The 16,467-nt window shown below is 59.7% G+C and carries 16 protein-coding genes; 13 read left to right on the top strand and 3 right to left on the bottom strand.

The features are described 5' to 3' along the window. Positions 1 to 113: 113 nt before the first annotated feature. The gene (locus tag JFT85_RS05950; protein WP_053255465.1) at positions 114 to 1,082 is read left to right on the top strand and encodes a hypothetical protein; all 969 of its coding nucleotides are present in this window, start codon (positions 114 to 116) and stop codon (positions 1,080 to 1,082) included. A 78-nt stretch (positions 1,083 to 1,160) separates the two neighbouring features. Further along, complete coding sequence (locus JFT85_RS05945) at positions 1,161 to 1,781, top strand: transglycosylase SLT domain-containing protein (protein WP_053255466.1); 621 nt, start codon at positions 1,161 to 1,163, stop codon at positions 1,779 to 1,781. Positions 1,782 to 1,790: 9 nt separating this feature from the next. Here the strand turns inward: JFT85_RS05945 and JFT85_RS05940 are convergent, their stop codons facing one another. Together JFT85_RS05940 and JFT85_RS05935 are read right to left on the bottom strand one after the other, a co-directional pair. Next, on the bottom strand, positions 1,791 to 2,678 hold the full coding sequence (locus JFT85_RS05940; protein ID WP_053255467.1) for a nitrilase family protein: 888 nt from the start codon (positions 2,676 to 2,678) through the stop codon (positions 1,791 to 1,793). A 165-nt stretch (positions 2,679 to 2,843) separates the two neighbouring features. After that, a complete protein-coding gene (locus JFT85_RS05935; RefSeq protein ID WP_053255468.1) occupies positions 2,844 to 3,089 on the bottom strand; it encodes a DUF6124 family protein in 246 nt (81 codons plus the stop codon). A gap of 397 nt (positions 3,090 to 3,486) precedes the next feature. Between JFT85_RS05935 and JFT85_RS05930 the strand changes: the two genes are divergently transcribed. Beyond that, entirely contained in the window at positions 3,487 to 3,831 is a 345-nt protein-coding gene (locus JFT85_RS05930) for an FKBP-type peptidyl-prolyl cis-trans isomerase (protein WP_053255469.1), read from the top strand. Between the two features lie 12 nt (positions 3,832 to 3,843). Further along, positions 3,844 to 4,443 (top strand): GNAT family N-acetyltransferase, encoded by a 600-nt coding sequence (locus JFT85_RS05925; protein ID WP_078827997.1) that lies wholly within the window; start codon positions 3,844 to 3,846, stop codon positions 4,441 to 4,443. A 24-nt stretch (positions 4,444 to 4,467) separates the two neighbouring features. Here JFT85_RS05925 and JFT85_RS05920 read toward each other — a convergent pair whose 3' ends face one another. After that, the gene (locus tag JFT85_RS05920; protein ID WP_053255471.1) at positions 4,468 to 5,925 is read right to left on the bottom strand and encodes an aminotransferase-like domain-containing protein; all 1,458 of its coding nucleotides are present in this window, start codon (positions 5,923 to 5,925) and stop codon (positions 4,468 to 4,470) included. 289 nt (positions 5,926 to 6,214) lie between these two features. Between JFT85_RS05920 and JFT85_RS05915 the strand changes: the two genes are divergently transcribed. From JFT85_RS05915 to JFT85_RS05875, 9 genes are all read left to right on the top strand, one after another. Continuing rightward, positions 6,215 to 7,228, top strand: coding sequence for an SGNH/GDSL hydrolase family protein (locus tag JFT85_RS05915; RefSeq protein WP_069552803.1), 1,014 nt, complete (start codon positions 6,215 to 6,217; stop codon positions 7,226 to 7,228). A 121-nt stretch (positions 7,229 to 7,349) separates the two neighbouring features. Beyond that, positions 7,350 to 9,551 (top strand): iron-containing redox enzyme family protein, encoded by a 2,202-nt coding sequence (locus JFT85_RS05910; RefSeq protein WP_053255472.1) that lies wholly within the window; start codon positions 7,350 to 7,352, stop codon positions 9,549 to 9,551. 18 nt (positions 9,552 to 9,569) lie between these two features. After that, on the top strand, positions 9,570 to 10,613 hold the full coding sequence (locus JFT85_RS05905; RefSeq protein ID WP_069552805.1) for an inosamine-phosphate amidinotransferase 1: 1,044 nt from the start codon (positions 9,570 to 9,572) through the stop codon (positions 10,611 to 10,613). Positions 10,614 to 10,626: 13 nt separating this feature from the next. Next, positions 10,627 to 11,250: a LysE family translocator gene (locus tag JFT85_RS05900; RefSeq protein ID WP_201229471.1), complete on the top strand. Its 624-nt coding sequence runs from the start codon at positions 10,627 to 10,629 to the stop codon at positions 11,248 to 11,250. Between the two features lie 89 nt (positions 11,251 to 11,339). Then, a complete protein-coding gene (locus tag JFT85_RS05895; protein ID WP_073636818.1) occupies positions 11,340 to 13,181 on the top strand; it encodes a carbamoyltransferase family protein in 1,842 nt (613 codons plus the stop codon). A gap of 31 nt (positions 13,182 to 13,212) precedes the next feature. Beyond that, positions 13,213 to 13,356 carry a hypothetical protein gene (locus JFT85_RS05890; RefSeq protein WP_167422755.1) on the top strand — a complete coding sequence of 48 codons (144 nt, stop codon included), beginning with the start codon at positions 13,213 to 13,215 and terminating at the stop codon, positions 13,354 to 13,356. A gap of 26 nt (positions 13,357 to 13,382) precedes the next feature. Next, a complete protein-coding gene (locus tag JFT85_RS05885; RefSeq protein WP_201229469.1) occupies positions 13,383 to 14,702 on the top strand; it encodes an aspartate aminotransferase family protein in 1,320 nt (439 codons plus the stop codon). 56 nt (positions 14,703 to 14,758) lie between these two features. After that, the gene (locus JFT85_RS05880) at positions 14,759 to 15,361 is read left to right on the top strand and encodes a formyltransferase family protein (protein WP_053255477.1); all 603 of its coding nucleotides are present in this window, start codon (positions 14,759 to 14,761) and stop codon (positions 15,359 to 15,361) included. A gap of 78 nt (positions 15,362 to 15,439) precedes the next feature. Next, positions 15,440 to 16,069, top strand: coding sequence for a LysE family translocator (locus tag JFT85_RS05875; RefSeq protein ID WP_069552807.1), 630 nt, complete (start codon positions 15,440 to 15,442; stop codon positions 16,067 to 16,069). The last annotated feature ends 398 nt before the right edge of the window (positions 16,070 to 16,467 follow it).

Raw genomic sequence — 16,467 nt, 5'->3', positions numbered from 1 at the left:
ATGTACCAGTTCATCTGGTGCATTTGGACCACGACTGAACGTATGTCCTTTCGCCACACTCACAACCATCAAGGCACTGTGCCTTGCTCTCATAACTTGTGAAGGACCTTTGTATGACCACTGTCTATGAAACCAATCGTTCGCTGTTTCGTGTGTCCTGGAGCTCGGTATTGGCCGGTAGTGCAATTGCACTGGTGACCTATTTGGTGCTGAGTGTGCTCGGTACGGCTATCGGGGCGAGTGCCGTCGACCCGATGCAAGCAGGTAACCCGCTGAGTGGCTTTGGTACGGGCGCCGGGATCTGGCTGTTCGTGTCGACACTGATCGCCATCGGCGTCGGTGCCTTCGTGGCTGGCCGCACAGCGCCGGATCGCGGTGGCCTGCACGGTGTGTTGACCTGGACCGTCACCACCTTGCTCACCACCTGGCTGTTGGCGGGTTTGGCCGCCAGTGTGGTCGGCACCGCTGGCAACGTCGTGGGCAAAGGTCTGTCGGCTGCCGGTAGCGGCATTGCGGCGGCAGCACCGGGCATTGGTAACAGTGTTAAGCAGCAGTTGAGCGAGCAGGGCATCCAGCTGGATTGGAACAGCCTGCAAGGCCAACTGGACACACTGCTCAAGCAAAGCGGCAAGCCTGAATTGGACCCCGCCAACGTTGAGCAGAAGGCTGACCAGGCTGCCGCTGACGGCAAGCAATCGGCTACCGCTGCGGCCACCGATCCAGCCCAGGCTGGCGAAGCATTGAAGCAGTGGTTCGAACGCGTGAAAGCCTCGGGTGAACCGGCGCTGAACGCTGCGGATAAAGATGCACTGATCAACATCGTTGCCGCCCGTACCGGCAAGAGCAAAGAGGAAGCGACCCAGATCGTCGACAACTATGCCCAGGCTTATCAGCAAGCCATGCAAAAAGTTGACGAGCTGAAGCAGCAGGCCGAGCAGAAAGCCCGTGAAGCCGGTGAAGTGGCGGCTAAACAGCTCTCCCACGCAGCCTGGAGCACCCTGGCTCTGTTGCTGTTGGGCGTAGCCCTGAGCTTCTTTGTCGGGCGTATGGCGCTGACCACTCGCCGAGTGCCTTTGGCTTAAAAGTGTTTGCGGCAAGGACGCCGCTTTGCTGAACGCGTAAAATGCCGGCTTTTTACGCGGATTACGCAAAGGTGCACTTTGAGCGCAGGCAAAATCGTCGGGCTGTTATTACTCACCTCAATGCTGGCGGCGTGCGGTACGTCGCCGCCACGCACACCCAACGACATCTGCGGCATCTTTCGCGAAAAAGATGACTGGTACGATGCCGCCAAGGTCACGCAAAAACGCTGGGGCGTGCCGATCCAGGTGCCGCTGGCGATCATGTATCAGGAGTCCGGCTTCCGTCAGGACGCCCTGGCCCCGCGCAAATACCTGCTGTGGATCATCCCCTGGGGCCGCGTCTCCACCGCCGCCGGCTATGCCCAGGCCAAGGATGAAGTGTGGAGCGACTACCGCAAGAGCACCGGCCGCAGCGGCGCCAACCGTCGGGACTTCGACGACGCCATCGACTTTATCGGCTGGTACATGGACAAGACCTACACCATCAACGGCGTGTACAAATACGACGCCTACGGCCAATACCTGAACTACCACGAAGGCTGGGGCGGCTACCGCCAGCGTACCTACGCGGCCAAAGCCTGGCTGCCGCCGGTGGCCAGCAAGGTACAGGCGCGTTCGCAGATGTATGCGGCGCAATACGCGGGCTGCAAGAATGATTTGGGGCGCGGGTTTTGGAGTCGGTTTTGGCACTGGTTGTGAGTGGGCCACTTATCGCGGTAATGCACGGTGTCGGGTGTAACCGAGTGTCTGATCGTAGAGATCAATGCGCCGATCCCTTTGCAAGTCGTTGAGGCTATTCCAGATCGGCGCGCTGCGCGCATGGCTGAGGTCGATATCGGCGAACACGAGTTCCTGTCGGTTGGCTGACGCGATTTTGCCGATAGGCCAGCCATGGGTCCCGGCAATCAACGAACACCCCAAGTAACGTGCATCGCGTTCTTCACCGATTCGGTTGGCGGCGGCGATAAACACGTTATTGACGTGAGCGGCCGTCATTGTCAGATAGGACGCCATACACGTGCCGGATTCATCGAACACTGGGGGCGGCGTCCATACCCAGTTGTTCAGGCTGCAAATAATATCGGCCCCTTGCTGGCTGAGAATGCGCGGTACTTCGGGAAACCAGATGTCCCAGCAGATCAACAGGCCAATTCGGCCGATGGGCGTATCGAAGACTGGAAAGCCCGTATCTCCAGGGGTGAACCATAGCTTTTCCAAATTCCAGAGATGAGCCTTGCGGTACTTGCCGATAAAGCCGTTCGGGCCTATCAGAACAGCTGTGTTGAATAACTGCATGCCGTCGATTTCGTTCAAGCCCGCGGCCAGATACACCTGATGGCGGCAGGCAAACTCCACCCATGCCTGCACGCTTCTGCCTTTGGGAATGGGTTCGGCGTGATCGAAGGCATCCTGGCGATTGGCAAAGTAATAACCGCAGTTTGAAAGCTCCGGCAGCACGATCAACGTGGCGCCGCCGTTCGCGGCTTCCGTCGCCAGCTCCAGGCTATGGCGCAGGTTCGCGCTGCGGTGGTCGGTACCCACCTGAGGATCGAATTGTATGACGCAAACATGAACAGGGCTGGTGGCTTGGTGCATTGCGGATGACCTCTTAGGGAATGCAACCTTGGTGGTTGGCCTTTCATAAGAGTCGATTTGATCGGTGGGGATAAATCAGGCGCTTTCACTTCGAGTTGTCAGAGGGGCTTGCAAATCGGCTGAGTTTATTCGCGGCAAGAAACCCGACTTCTTGCCGCGACTTGCTTAGTGCGGCTGCATGCACTCCAGTGACCGGTCGACCATCACGCTGGCCATGTCCACCAGGTGCAATACCGAGATCACCAATGTGCGTGAATCACCGTCCAGTTGCTCACTCGCCGTCTGTGCCGCAACGGCTGCACAGCGCAGCACACTGCTGGCGTGGGCCAGGGCGTCTTCGAAGCTGAGCGCTTGGGTGGTGGTGAAGAAGTGCGGTTCTGATGCGGGTGGTGCGGGGACAAGTTTGTCCATGATTTCAACTCCTAATCAAAGTTGGAAAGTCACCACCATCGCTACCAAACGACGTTTAGGGTGGTGACCGTGCGCAGATTGGTAGACCGGTGATTAGGACCCGGTGCACCCGAAGGTGCCCTGCGCACGGCCACCATAACGCAGGGCCGAAAAAAAGAGCCTTGCAGAAGGGGGCGCTTTGCGCCTAATCACTCGTGGTCTACCAAACCCCGAATCACTGAATTGGCAGTGACCGACGCAGACTAGCCATGCAATTTGAGCGGCGCAAGCGGCTGGGATTCTCTCGGAAACGTCCTGCAAGTTAAAGGGAAATGTCGTTGATCAGACTGTTCCTACACTTGCCAAACCCACCCGTTTCTGGGAAAACCCCAGCCTTTACACCTTCAACGAGCCTCCCATGAGTCACGACGAACTCCAGATCACTGATATCCGCGTGGGCGACGGCAAAGCCGTGGTCAAAGGTGCGCTGATTACCACCCAATACACCGGCACTTTGGAAGACGGCACGGTGTTCGATTCGTCCTGGGAGCGTGGCAAACCGTTCCAATGCGTGATCGGCACCGGGCGCGTCATAAAGGGCTGGGATCAAGGCTTGATGGGTATGCAGGTCGGCGGCGTGCGCAGGTTGTATGTGCCTGCGCACCTGGCCTACGGCGAACGCTCGATGGGCGCGCATATCAAACCCAATAGCCATTTGCGCTTTGAGATTGAGTTATTGGAAGTGCTGACGCGGGATGACTGAACGGAGTTGAACATGGACGTTGATTCACCGCCGTTGCCGGGTTGCGCCGTCACGGGTGTTCGAGTGGTTGAATTGCAGGTCAGTGATGCGGCTGAGTTGCAGCGGTTGTTTGAGCAGGCGCCGGATTATTTCATCGCAGTCAACGGCGAGCCCGCTTTGCCGACTGAGGCGCACGAAGAGTTGCAGGGCCAACTGCCCGCAGGCTGGCGCTGCAGCCGGATGTACTGGTTGGGTTACCGCGATGCGGATGATCAATTGGTTGCGGTCGTGAACATTGCCGCCGACCTGTTGGCGGCCGGTGTGTGGCATATCGGGCTGCTGCTGGTGCATACGCGCTTGCATGGCACCGGGCTTGCGCGGCAGCTGCATGCGGATCTTGAGGCGTGGGCTATCGGCAAAGGCGCCCAGTGGTTGCGGCTGACCGTGGTCATCGGCAATCAAAAGGCCGAGCGCTTTTGGCCGCGGCTTGGGTATGTGCAGGTACGACGCCGTGAAGGCATTCGGATGGGGCGGCAGGTCAATTGCGTGTCGATTCAGGTCAAGGCGCTGACCGGTGGGCGGGTGGATGAGTACCTGGAGCGAGTCGGTCGGGATCGCCCCGACTCGCCGTAACCGCCGCAAGGCAAGCGTGCCACCTCAAACGGTTGGGCCATCCTGCCGGGCCTGGCCACCGTTGGCCTCCAGTTGCTTCAGTTGGCTGATGGTTTGCCCGACCTTGAGTACCGCCATCTCGACTTTGCGCGTCGGTGCATTGGCGAAGTTCAGGCGGATGCAGTTTCGGTATTTTCCTGCTGCCGAGAACATATTGCCGTTCGCCACTTGGATGTCCTGGGCTTCGAGCAACTGGTTGAGGGTGTAGATGTCGAACTCATCGGGCAGTTCGACCCACAGCGTAAAGCCCCCCTGCGGTTGGCTGACGCGGGTGCCCGCCGGGAAATAGCGGTTGACCCACTCGCTCATCAGGTCGCCATTGCGCTTGTATTGTTTGCGCATTCGACGCAGGTGCAGGAGGTAATTGCCCTTGGCGATGAATTCGGCAACCGCCAACTGCGGCTGGGTGGCCGTCGCGCCGGAGCCAATGTATTTCATGTGCAGCACCTGTGGCAGATAGCGCCCGGGTGCGATCCAGCCAACGCGCAAGCCAGGCGCGACTGTCTTGGAAAATGAACTGCACAGCAGCACCCGATTGTCCTCGTCAAAGGACTTCAGTGAGCGCGGCCGTGGATAGCGGTGCGACAGGTCACCGTAGATATCGTCTTCTATGATCGGGACGTCGAAGCGCTGGGCCATGCGTATCAGTTTGAGTTTGCGCTCGTCAGGCATGATGTAGCCCAACGGGTTATTACAGTTGGCGGTCAACTGGATAACCTTGATCGGCCATTGCTCCATGGCCATTTCCAGGGCTTCCAGGTTGATGCCCGTGACGGGGTCGGTGGGAATCTCCAGGGCCTTGAGGTCGGCCGCCTTGAGGATCTGCATCATCCCGTGATAGCTCGGCGAGGCAATGGCGACAATGTCGCCGGGTGAGCAAATCGCGCGGATGGCGGTGGAGAGGGCTTCCTGGCAACCGCTGGTGACGACGATATCGGCCGGGTTCAGGCGGCAGCCCGAATCAATCGACAGCCTTGCGATCTGCTCGCGCAACGCCAATACACCCTGAATCCGGTTGTACTGCAGGCTGGCGTTATCGCTGCGCCGGCTGATGCGTGCCATTGCCGTCAGCAGTGGCTTGAGCGTGGGCGCGGTGATGTCCGGCATGCCACATCCCAATTGAACAATATCGGCGTTCTCATCGAAGCGCATCAGCTCCTGGACCATATCCCATTGGGAAATATCCACCGGGCGCAGGATCGGCCGGCCCATTTGTGGCAAGGGCGCGATGCGTCGGTTGGCCGGCACGAAGTAGCCCGACTTGGGGCGTGGTATCGCAAGCCCCGAACATTCCAATACACGGTAGGCCTGTTGCACGGTCGTCAGGCTGACGCCGTGCTCATGGCTGAGTGTGCGCACAGAGGGCAGGCGCTCGCCGGGGCCATAAAGGCCCTGCTCGATGCGGCTGCTGATAAATTCGGCGAGGTTCAGATAGAGAGTCATGGTTCTGACTGTAGCCGCTCATCTGTCACTTAAGAAGGTACAGAGAGGGGTTTTTTTGAAGAATTTTCTTACAAAAAGGCCAATCTGTATTTAAAAGATTGGGGTTTTCTGTATCTGCAATACACATCGTGGTCTTGGGATGATGAGCCCCGTAACGGTGCAGGACCATGGTTAGGGTAGTCGCGAAATGGCAAGGCAGCACCTGGCACAGTCAAATTTCAAGACATGCCCGGCATGACCCATACAGATACCTGAATCTGCCCAGCGAATAACGAGAGGACCACGCGCAATGACGGCAAGGATGACGCTCACACCGCAAATGGCCGAATATGAACAGAAGTTCACCGATGGTGGCGAGGTTCGTTGGTTACCTTATTTGATGTACTTCCACCCGACTGACCATCGCTCCTTCGTGGTCAATACCGATTCGGCGGGGTTTCGCTACTCGGAGTCGTTGACCACGCGGTATTCGGTGGCCGACGGTGGGCAAAGCAGTGGCCCGGTCAGGTTGTTGGCGGGCAGCTCGACGGTATTCGGTATTGGCGCCAGTGCTGACAGCCAGACATTGGCGTCGCGCCTCACCCAAAACGACCCCCGTGGCCAGCACTGGCTCAACTTTGGCGGTCGCAGTTTCAACTCCACTCAAGAATTGACCCTGTTCACCCTTAATAAGCACCGTTTGCCGAAGGTGGACGAGATCGTGCTGTTTTCCGGTTTCAACAACCTCGGCCTGGCTCGGCAGCCCGAACATTATCGCGGCGAGTATGGGGCGTTCTTCAATTGCCATCAGTTTTTCGAGGCATTGGCCCCTGCGGAGCCGGCGTCCACGTCGTGGAGCCTGTCGAATCTGTTTGGCAAGGCGCAGGAACCTGAGCCCGAGCCCCCGGCGCCGCAGTCGATGGAGGAGCAGATTGACTACGCCGCCAACCTGACCTTGCAGCACCTGGATATCTGGCGTGCCCTGGCTGCCGACATGGGGGCGAAGTTGACGTTCATCTTGCAACCGCTGGCCGGTTGGGTACGGGAAACCGGTAGCCCGGAAGAACAGCAATTGTTCGCCGAGCTCGACCAGGCAGGAAACTTCACCGACGTGTACGGCGACATCCTGCAGACCTCAGTGCGTGAAGCCTACGCCCAGCGTTTGCGGGCCGGGGCACAGGGCATGGGCGTCGGTTTTGTCGATATCACGCCTTTGCTGGCTGAGGCCCTGGGCCCGGACGATTGGCAGTTTGTCGACCGTATTCACTTCACCGACTTCGGCAACGACCTGGTTTCGAAACTTATTCTTGATGTCACTCGGTAAAAGGACTTGCTCATGAAATCGATCAAAAAGTTTTTTCAGCGCCTGTTTGGAAAAAAGAAGAAAAAACCCGACTCCTCTATTTATCCAATGTTCTGACGTTTGATTGGACAAGGTATCGGCTATGGATGGCTCGGTTTCAACGCGCATGATGGAAGAGGGTAGCTGGCGCGAGTTGTATCGCCTGGCGCTCGACCCTGAATGTTTTCTGGAGGCTGCGTACCTCAACCGTCTGTTGGGCAGCGGCGAGCCAACGCCGCTGGCGCTGCTGTCGCCTCGGATCGATCAGTGGCAAGTGTCTCAGGCAACGGCATACGCCAGCGCTGCGGCGCTGGCCGCTGAACGCAACAACACCCTTGGCTTTGCGCAGGCGCTGGCCACTTATTCGGCACCGATGGCCTCGGTGCTCGGCTGCTGGCTTCAAGGCATGAGTGCGCCCGGGGTTTTCGAAGACCCGGCGCAGCTACGAATCATGCAATTGTTCGCCCATGACGTGGGCGTCGGTTACCCGAATGCGTCACGGGCCCACCATTTCAAGGCGCTGCTGGGCCAGTTGCAACTGACGGCTTATGCCCTGGCACCTGCGCAACTGTCGACGTTGCCGGACCTCAGTGACGACGCATTTGAGTTGCCTGCATTGCTGTTGGCGCTGAGCCGGCGCAGTGATGAATTTGGTGATGAGCTGTGCGGTATCGACTGGGCATTGCGGGCGGTGGGGTTATGTCCGGGCTGGGCGGCGATGGGGCACCTTGACGGTATGGCGCTGGAAGTACGGCGCCTGGACCTGAGCGAGTCATTCCCTGGCATGGAGCCGGCTTCGCTGCGCCAGATCAGCCAGTGGGTCGCGCGCCAGGTGGCTTTGCAAAGTGACGCCCGCCAGGCCCGCTTGATGCGTGGCGCCAGTTGGGTATTCGGCGCGTTGCAGCGCTGGAATGCCCGGCTGTACAACGCTTCGTTGACCGCCACGTGCCCGCAGCAGGCCATGATGCAGCTGGTGCAACGCTTGGCCAGGGTTGGCGCGGTGTATCACCAGAACTACCTGATCGAAGGCCGTAGCCTGGCGCTCTGGCTTGAGGAGGCACAGACCGACCCGGCGCCCTTGCTGGATGTGCTGTCTCGCAGCCGCTTGATCGTCCCCGGTAACGCGAAAAAAAGCCTCTTGGTGACCAGCCTTGTAGCGCCGACGGGGCGCATGTTCCGCATCTTCAGTGACGCGGATTTGAGCGTGATTCGCCAATGGATCGACGCCTTACCCCAGCTCGCCGGCAGTCAGCAGCTGCCTCGCCAACCGGTCGATAACGTGGCCATTGAGGCCCGCCAAACCGTGGGCGCCGAGGCCAGTCTCGGCCATTGGCCCCAGAGTTTGCGCGAAGCCTATTTCGTTTTGCAGGGGCGGGCGCTGGAGGCCTCCACCCTGCAATTTGCTCACGCCTACGTGTCCCGTTGGCTGGCGCGTTCGCAGCGCTCACTGAACACCTCCGGGCGCCAACTGCCCGAACACTGGGGCACCCATGTGCTGCGCGCCTGGTTGCTCGACAAGCATGACCAGCACGGCCAGCAATTCGATAACAGCGACCCGGCGCAAATGCCGAGCCGTGAAGAAATCGTTGATTCAACCCTGCAGCTGGCGCCCTTGACGCTGATCGACGGTGCCTGGCTGCAAGGGTTTACCGATGTCGGGTTGGCGTCTTCCCATGTCGGCTACAGCTTGTTTCAGACGTATTGGGATGAGCTGGGCAACGGTGTCGCTGCGCTCAATCATCCGAAGATCTACCGCGACGGCTTGCGCGAGATGGATTTCGAGCTGGCGCCAACCGGCAGCCGTGAATTTGCCGAGGACCCGCGCCTGGACGAGGCGTCGTTCCGCTTGCCGGTGTATTGGCTGTGCCTGGGCAAGCTGCCGGTGACCTTTATGCCGGAAATTCTCGGCATGAACCTGGCGATGGAGTTATCCGGCGTGGGCGGTACTTATCGTTCTGCGCGACGTTTTCTGCGCCACTACGGTTTCAGCACCGCGTTCGTCGACCTGCATAACACCATCGACAACGTTTCCACCGGGCACTCGGCCTGGGCTGCCGATGCGATTGACGCGTACATGCGTGCATTGACCACGGCGCAAGCCGTTGCCGAGCAATGGCAGCGCGTGCGCGTGGGCTATGAATCACTGGCGCCGATGCCGGGCAAGTGGGATTCGATATTGAGTCGACTGGGCCTGTCATCGGTAGGGCGGGTGTTACCGCGTACGCAGCGGGCAACCGCTTCAAACGGCTATCTCCATCATCTGCCGATCACGCGCGAAGTGTTGGCGCACGCGACCGATCAGTAACCCCCACGAGGAGCAACTATGTCTTTGGTAGAAGTGCATAACGAATGGGACCCCCTCGAGGAAATGATCGTGGGTATCGCCCATGGCGCGCGCGTGCCTCGGCCGGACAAGGGCCTGTTCGCGCTTGATTACAGTGAACATCACGACGCCATGCATGAGATTCCGTCGGGCCCCTATCCCGAGCAGGTCGTTGCAGAGGCCGAAGAAGACCTCGACGCGTTCGCAGCCTTTCTGGTCGGGCATGGCGTTACCGTACGCCGCCCCAGGAAGTCCTACCACGCCGAGGTCTTCGGGACGTCCGACTGGAAGACCGACGGTGAATACAACTACTGCCCACGGGACGTCTTGCTGCCGATCGGCAAGACCATCATTGAAGCGCCGATGGCCTTGCGCAGCCGCTACTTCGAACCCTTCGCTTACCGTGAACACCTGCAAGCGTATTTCGCCAGCGGCGCCAACTGGATCTCGGCCCCCAAGCCGCAACTGGGGGACAACACTTACCGGGTGAACCCGCGTGAAGGGTCGATCATTGCCAATGAGGAGCCTATTTTCGATGCGGCCAACGTGCTGCGTATGGGGCGCGACATTCTTTATCTGGAGTCGCGCAGTGGCAATCGGCTGGGCTACGAATGGCTCAAGCGCGTGCTCGGTGATCAATACCGCGTGCACGCCCTCAGTGGGTTCTACGACGGTACGCACCTGGACACCACGATCACCCTGGTACGGCCCGGGTTGGTGGTATTGAACCCTGAGCGTATCGGCAAGGACCAGGTGCCGGAGGTGTTCAAGCACTGGGACATTATCTGGGCGCCCGACATGGTCGACACCGGTTATTGCTGGTCCTACCCACGTGCATCCATCTGGCAGGGCATGAACTTCATCATGGTCAACCCGGCGTTGGCGGTGATTAACGACCAGCAAGTCCCGTTGATTCGTGCGCTGGAACGCCATGGCATCGATGTGGCGCCGCTGAAGATGCGGCATGCGCGCAGTTTGAGCGGCGGCTTCCATTGTGTGTCCGTTGATATCCGTCGACGCGGCACGTTGGAAGACTACCGTTGATAAGGGGGCAGTGATGCAGGCTCTGGATTACTACGCGGTGGCAGTGTTCGTGATCGCCACCTGTGTCACGCCGGGGCCGAACAACGTGATGTTGATGTCCTCGGGCGCCAACTTCGGCATGGGCCGCACCCTGCGCCATGTGGCCGGGATCAACATCGGTTTTCCGTTGATGGTGGTGGCGGTCGGCCTGGGCGCCGGCGCGATTTTTCGGCAGTACCCAGGCCTGCATGATGGGTTGCAAGTGATCGGGGCGGTGTACCTGCTGTTTCTCGCGTATCAGACCGCGCGCTCGCCCACCACCGACCTCGGTGACCCGTCCCGCCAGCCCTTGGGGTTCACGGGCGCGGCATTGTTTCAGTGGGTCAACCCGAAAGCCTGGGTCATGGCGGTGGGTGCGGTGTTGGCTTACACGTCGCCCCTGGGCGGTTACACCCTGCAGGTGTTTCTGATTGCGCTGTTGTTCTTTTTGTTCGGCACACCGTGCTCGATGGTGTGGGTGTTTTTTGGGCAGTACCTGCGGCGCTTTCTAACGCGGCCGCGGCATTTGAAGGTCTTCAATATCGCCATGAGCCTGGTGCTGGTGGTGTCGTTGATACCGGTCATAAAAAGTCTGCCATTCGCTCAAGGATGGTTTTAAAACGCATAGACAGTTGCTGTGCCGCTCACCGCTCGACGGGCACAGGCAACTCCACGGATTGGCAGGATGTGATGAGGATGCACACTTAAATGGCTATGTATGTTTTAGGAATATCTGCCTTCTACCACGACAGTGCTGCCGCCCTGGTCAAGGACGGCGTGCCCGTGGCTGCCGCTCAGGAAGAGCGCTTCACCCGTGTTCGTCACGACCCGGCATTCCCTGCCCAGGCGATTGCGTACTGCCTGGATGCCGAGGGGATTACCCTGGATGAGCTGGAGGCTGTGGTCTATTACGAAGACCCTCAGGAGAAATTCTCCCGGGTGATGTCCTCTTTCGCCAGTGGCGGCATCGGCGGCGCCCGCACATTTATCAATGCAATGCCGGAATGGATTCGTTGGAAGTGGAACGTGCTCAAGTTCGTCGATGAGCAGCTTGAGGCGCTGGGGCGGGGCAAGGCGCCGCGCACCCAGGCGTCGCGGCATCACCGCTCGCATGCAGCGGCTGCGTTCTATCCCTCACCGTTCGAGAACGCCGCGGTGCTGTGTATCGACGGCATTGGCGAATGGCATTCGACCACGATCTGGCAAGGCCAGGGCTCCAGCCTTGAGCTGAAAAACTCGATTTCCTACCCGCATTCCCTCGGCCTGCTGTATTCGGCGATGACCTATTACTGCGGTTTCAAGGTCGATTCCGGGGAGTACAAATTGATGGGGTTGGCGCCTTATGGCCAACCCATCTATGCCGACAAGATTCGCGATGAGCTGATCAATATCCGCCCCGACGGTTCGTTCACGTTGAACATGAAGTACTTCGAGTACCTGCGCGGTGAACGCATGGTAGGGGAGGCCTTCGAAGCGCTGTTCGACGGGCCGATCCGCCAACCCGAAAGCCCGATATCGCAGCGTGAATGTGACCTCGCGGCGTCGATTCAAAAAGTCACCGAAGAGGTGGTCCTGGGGTTGGCGACGGCCGCCGTCAAGCAGACCGGCCAGCGCAATCTGTGCCTGGCCGGCGGGGTCGCATTGAACTGCGTGGCCAATGGCGTGCTCAGTCGCTCCGGGCGGTTTGACTCGATCTGGATCCAGCCGGCAGCCGGGGATGCCGGTTGCGCCTTGGGGGCCGCGATGGATTACGCGGTCAAGCGCTGCGGTCGCCCGCACCTGGCAAGCAGCAAGTCGGACGCCATGAGCGGCAGCCTGTTGGGACCGGGCTTCGACGATGAAGAAATCGCGGCCTTCCTGCTGGAAAACCAATACCCCTTCATTCGCTACGACGACAACGGGCTGTATGACCAGGTCGCCAGCCGACTGGCCGATGGCGCGGTGGTGGGCTGGTTCCAGGGCCGTATGGAGTTCGGCCCCCGTGCCCTGGGCGCGCGCTCGATTCTCGGCGATGCACGCAACCCGCAGATGCAACGCACGATGAACCTGAAGATCAAGTACCGCGAGTCGTTCCGCCCGTTTGCCCCGGCAGTACTGGCCGAGGACGCCGGGAGCTATTTCGATATCTGCGAAAAAAGCCCCTACATGCTGATGGTCGCACCGGTGTCGGACGCCATCAAAACCCCGCAATCGTTGCAAGAGGGCGGCCCGGAGCGTGGCTTGGGCAGCATCAACAATATTCGCTCGCAATTGCCGGCAGTGACCCATGTCGACCTGTCGGCGCGGGTGCAAACGGTGACCGAGGAAAACAACGCCCCGTTCACCTACTTGTTGCGCAGTTTCAAGCAACGCACAGGCTGTTCGGTACTGGTCAATACCTCGTTCAACGTGCGCGGCGAGCCCATCGTGTGCAAGCCAGAGGAGGCGTATGCCTGCTTTATGCGCACGGAAATGGACGTTCTGGTACTCGGCCATTACGTACTGGAGCGGCCGGGCCAGCCTGCCTTTGTTGACAGCGTCGACTGGCGCAACGAAATCCCGCTGGACTGATCGTGACCTCTAACTTTTCGGAGCTTTTTCCATGCTGAGATTTCTCGCGTTTATCGTGTTCATGGTGGTCCTTCTGCCCGTCGGGTTGACGCGTTCGGTGCTGCATTCCTCACGGTTTGGCCGTCGCTTCCACCAGGCGCCGTCCGCTTGGGATCACGCCGTCAAACAACCGTAACGCCATCGGCCTAAGGATCTGTGTCCATGTCAAAGGTGATTTACAAAAACCTCAATACCTCACCGATTCTTGCGGTGGGTGGCGCCGGGTGCTGGTTGGAGGACGCGACGGGTAAACGCTACCTCGACACCTGTGGCGGTGTCGCGGTGTCGAGCCTGGGCCATGCCCACCCGCGCATCGTTGCAGCGTTCGAGCGGGAGGCGAAAAAACTCGCCTGGGCCCATGCCGGCAGCTTCACCACGGCGCCCGCTGAAGCGTTGGCGGAATACCTGGTGGCGGGCAGCGGCGGCCTGGCGCGGGCGCAGTTTTTGTCGGGAGGCTCGGAGGTGATGGAGTTGGCGATGAAAATCGCCTACCAGTACCAATGCGAACGCGGGCTGCCGAATAAGTCGGTGTTTATTTCCCGGCGCCAGAGCTACCACGGCAGCACCCTGGGCACCCTGAGCATTTCCGGTAACCCGCAGCGTCAATCGGTGTTTGGCCAGTTGTTCCCGGCGGCCGAGTTCGTGTCGCCGTGCTACGCCTACCGCGATCAGCGGCACGACGAAAGTGAAGAGCAGTATGCGACCCGTCTGGCCGAAGAGCTGGACCAGAAAATCTGCGCCTTGGGCAGCGAAAATGTCGCGGCGTTTTTCGTTGAAACGGTGGTGGGCTCGACCAGCGGCGCTGTTCCGCCGGTGCCGGGTTACCTGCGCAAAATCAAGGCGGTCTGCGAGCGCCACGATGTGCTGTTGATTCTCGACGAGGTGATGGCTGGGATGGGCCGTACCGGGCAGCTGTTCGCGTATGCCGACGACGGCATCGTGCCGGACATGGTTGCCGTGGGCAAAGGCCTCGCCGCCGGCTACATGCCGATTTCAGCGCTGCTGATCAGTGAGCAGGTGCATTCGGTGATGGCTCAGGGCTCGGGCGTATTGGGCAACGGCCAAACCCATGTCAACCATCCGCTGGCCTGTGCCATCGCTCTGGAGGTGCAGCAGGTCATCGTTGAAGACGAACTGTTGGCCCAGGTGCGCCAGCGCGGCGAGCAACTGCGCAGCTGGCTCAAGGAAAGCCTGAGTGACCTGGATACCGTCGGCGATGTGCGCGGACGAGGGCTGTTTGTCGGTGTTGAATTTGTGCAAGACCGCGCCACCAAGGCGCCGTTCAAGGGCGGTGGCGCGTATGCCGCAGCCCTCAAGCAAGAGGCCTTGGCGCGCGGCCTGCTGATCTACCCCGGCAGTGGCACCGTGCAGGGCGTACAAGGCAATCATGTGCTGTTTGCACCGCCATTTATCACCCGTGAAGACGAGCTGGCGCAAATGGTTGAACGGTTCAGTGCGGTGGTGCGGGCCGTGGCTCATTAGCCGTCAGGTGATGTATCGCGCATTCACCCAAATTACGTAGAGATGGAGCAGTGAAGATGCAGACAATCGAGCCGTGCAAGGACAAAGTCCTGCTGTCGGTGTGCACCATGGACTGGTGCGATCATGGGGTGGAATTCGCCAAGACCGTATTCTCCAACCTTGAGGTGTTTTGTTGGGACCCGGGCGATCCTTACCCCTATCACCTGGATAATTGGGAAGGCGACTGGATCATCTCCTACCGTGGCGACTTCATCTTCCCGCAGAGCATTTATAAAAATGCGCGCAAGGGCGCGATCAACCTGCACCCAGCGCCGCCCAAGTATCGCGGGCTGGGCAGTCAGCATTACGCGATTTACTACAACGATGAAACCTACGGCTCGACGTGCCACCACCTTGCGCCATCGGTCGACAGTGGCCAGATCATCAACGTCGCGCGCTTCAATGTGGCGCCGGCCGAGACAGCATCGTCCCTGCGCCTGCATGTCGGCGCGTATTGCTTGCAGCAGTTTATTCATCTGCTGACCGACTACATCCTGGTAGGGCGGCCGTTGCCGGTTTCGCCGGAGAACTGGGGGGAGCGGTTGTACAAACAATCGGAACTCAAGCCCTGGATGGAGAAGATTCGTGCCCAAGAGCCGGATCATCGTTGTTTCAAGTAGTTTTTGGGCAAGTCACTTCAAGCCGCTCGTGGCTTGAAGTGTTCACTGCGCGTTGGCGCGACGGGTAAGAGAGCATCTATGTTCGAGTTTTCGAGTTTCGTGGCGGCACTGGGCGTCTACGTGATCGGCACCGCCAGCCCTGGGCCTGGCAATCTGGCGATCGCCAATACCTCCCTCAATTATGGACGCACGCCAGGCCTGGCCTTGGCGGCCGGGGTGATTTCCGGGTCGCTGTGCTGGGGGGCGATGACGGCTGCCGGTGTCTCGGCGTTGTTGATGTCCAATACCCAGATCCTGCTGTGGCTGAAGGTGCTGGGGGCGTGCTACCTGTTCTTCCTCGCGTGGAAGTCGATCCGTAGCGCACTGGCCCACAACGCGACGATGGTGGCACGGGTGCGGGAAAAACAGACCCGAAACCTCGGCTTCTATTTGCAGGGGCTGGGCATTCACTTGACCAACCCCAAAGCGGCCTTGACCTGGTTCACCGTGACCACTGTGGGGCTCAGCGCGAATGCGCCGGCCTGGACCAGTTTTGTGCTGGTGGCGGGCTGTGCGCTGTTGGGGTTTCTGATTTTCTGTGCCTACGCACTGGCCTTTTCCTCCCACTCGGCGGAACCGTTTTTCACCCGGACGCGCAAATCGTTCGGCCTGATTTGCGGCGCCTTCTATTCATTCGTTGCGATCGGTTTTCTCACGTCACTGCTGTGACGCCGAATGCTTTCCTGAACCCACCCTGAAGAATCCTCCTATTCCCTGTTGGTAAACTTTCCTACGGTTTACTCCTCCGGAGTCGGGGCGTAAACTCCGCGCGTTTTCATCAATAGCGGAGACCCTAAGTGGGTACTTGTTCGAGTGACAGTCGTCGGCCGGTTTCGGTAACCGGCACATACTTGGCAAGGTAACGCGCATTCTTCCGATGCCGTTGTCTCGCCAACCAAGCGAGAAGCGGCATTGCGGCAGCGGCCAGTCCTGGCACCTGCCCGACCCCCTCTCATCGACGCTGACCAGCCCCTGATATCAATCAGGAGGTTACGGACGCGCCTGCCTTTTATGGCCGGCGGGCCAGGCTGACTGTGCCTTTGAAAAGGGCGCAGTGCAGTCGGTCG

This window comes from Pseudomonas sp. TH04, assembly GCF_016651355.1.
GTDB lineage: Bacteria > Pseudomonadota > Gammaproteobacteria > Pseudomonadales > Pseudomonadaceae > Aquipseudomonas > Aquipseudomonas fluorescens.
Note: the sequence above shows the minus strand (reverse complement) of the source record. Positions and strands in the feature narration are given on the sequence as shown.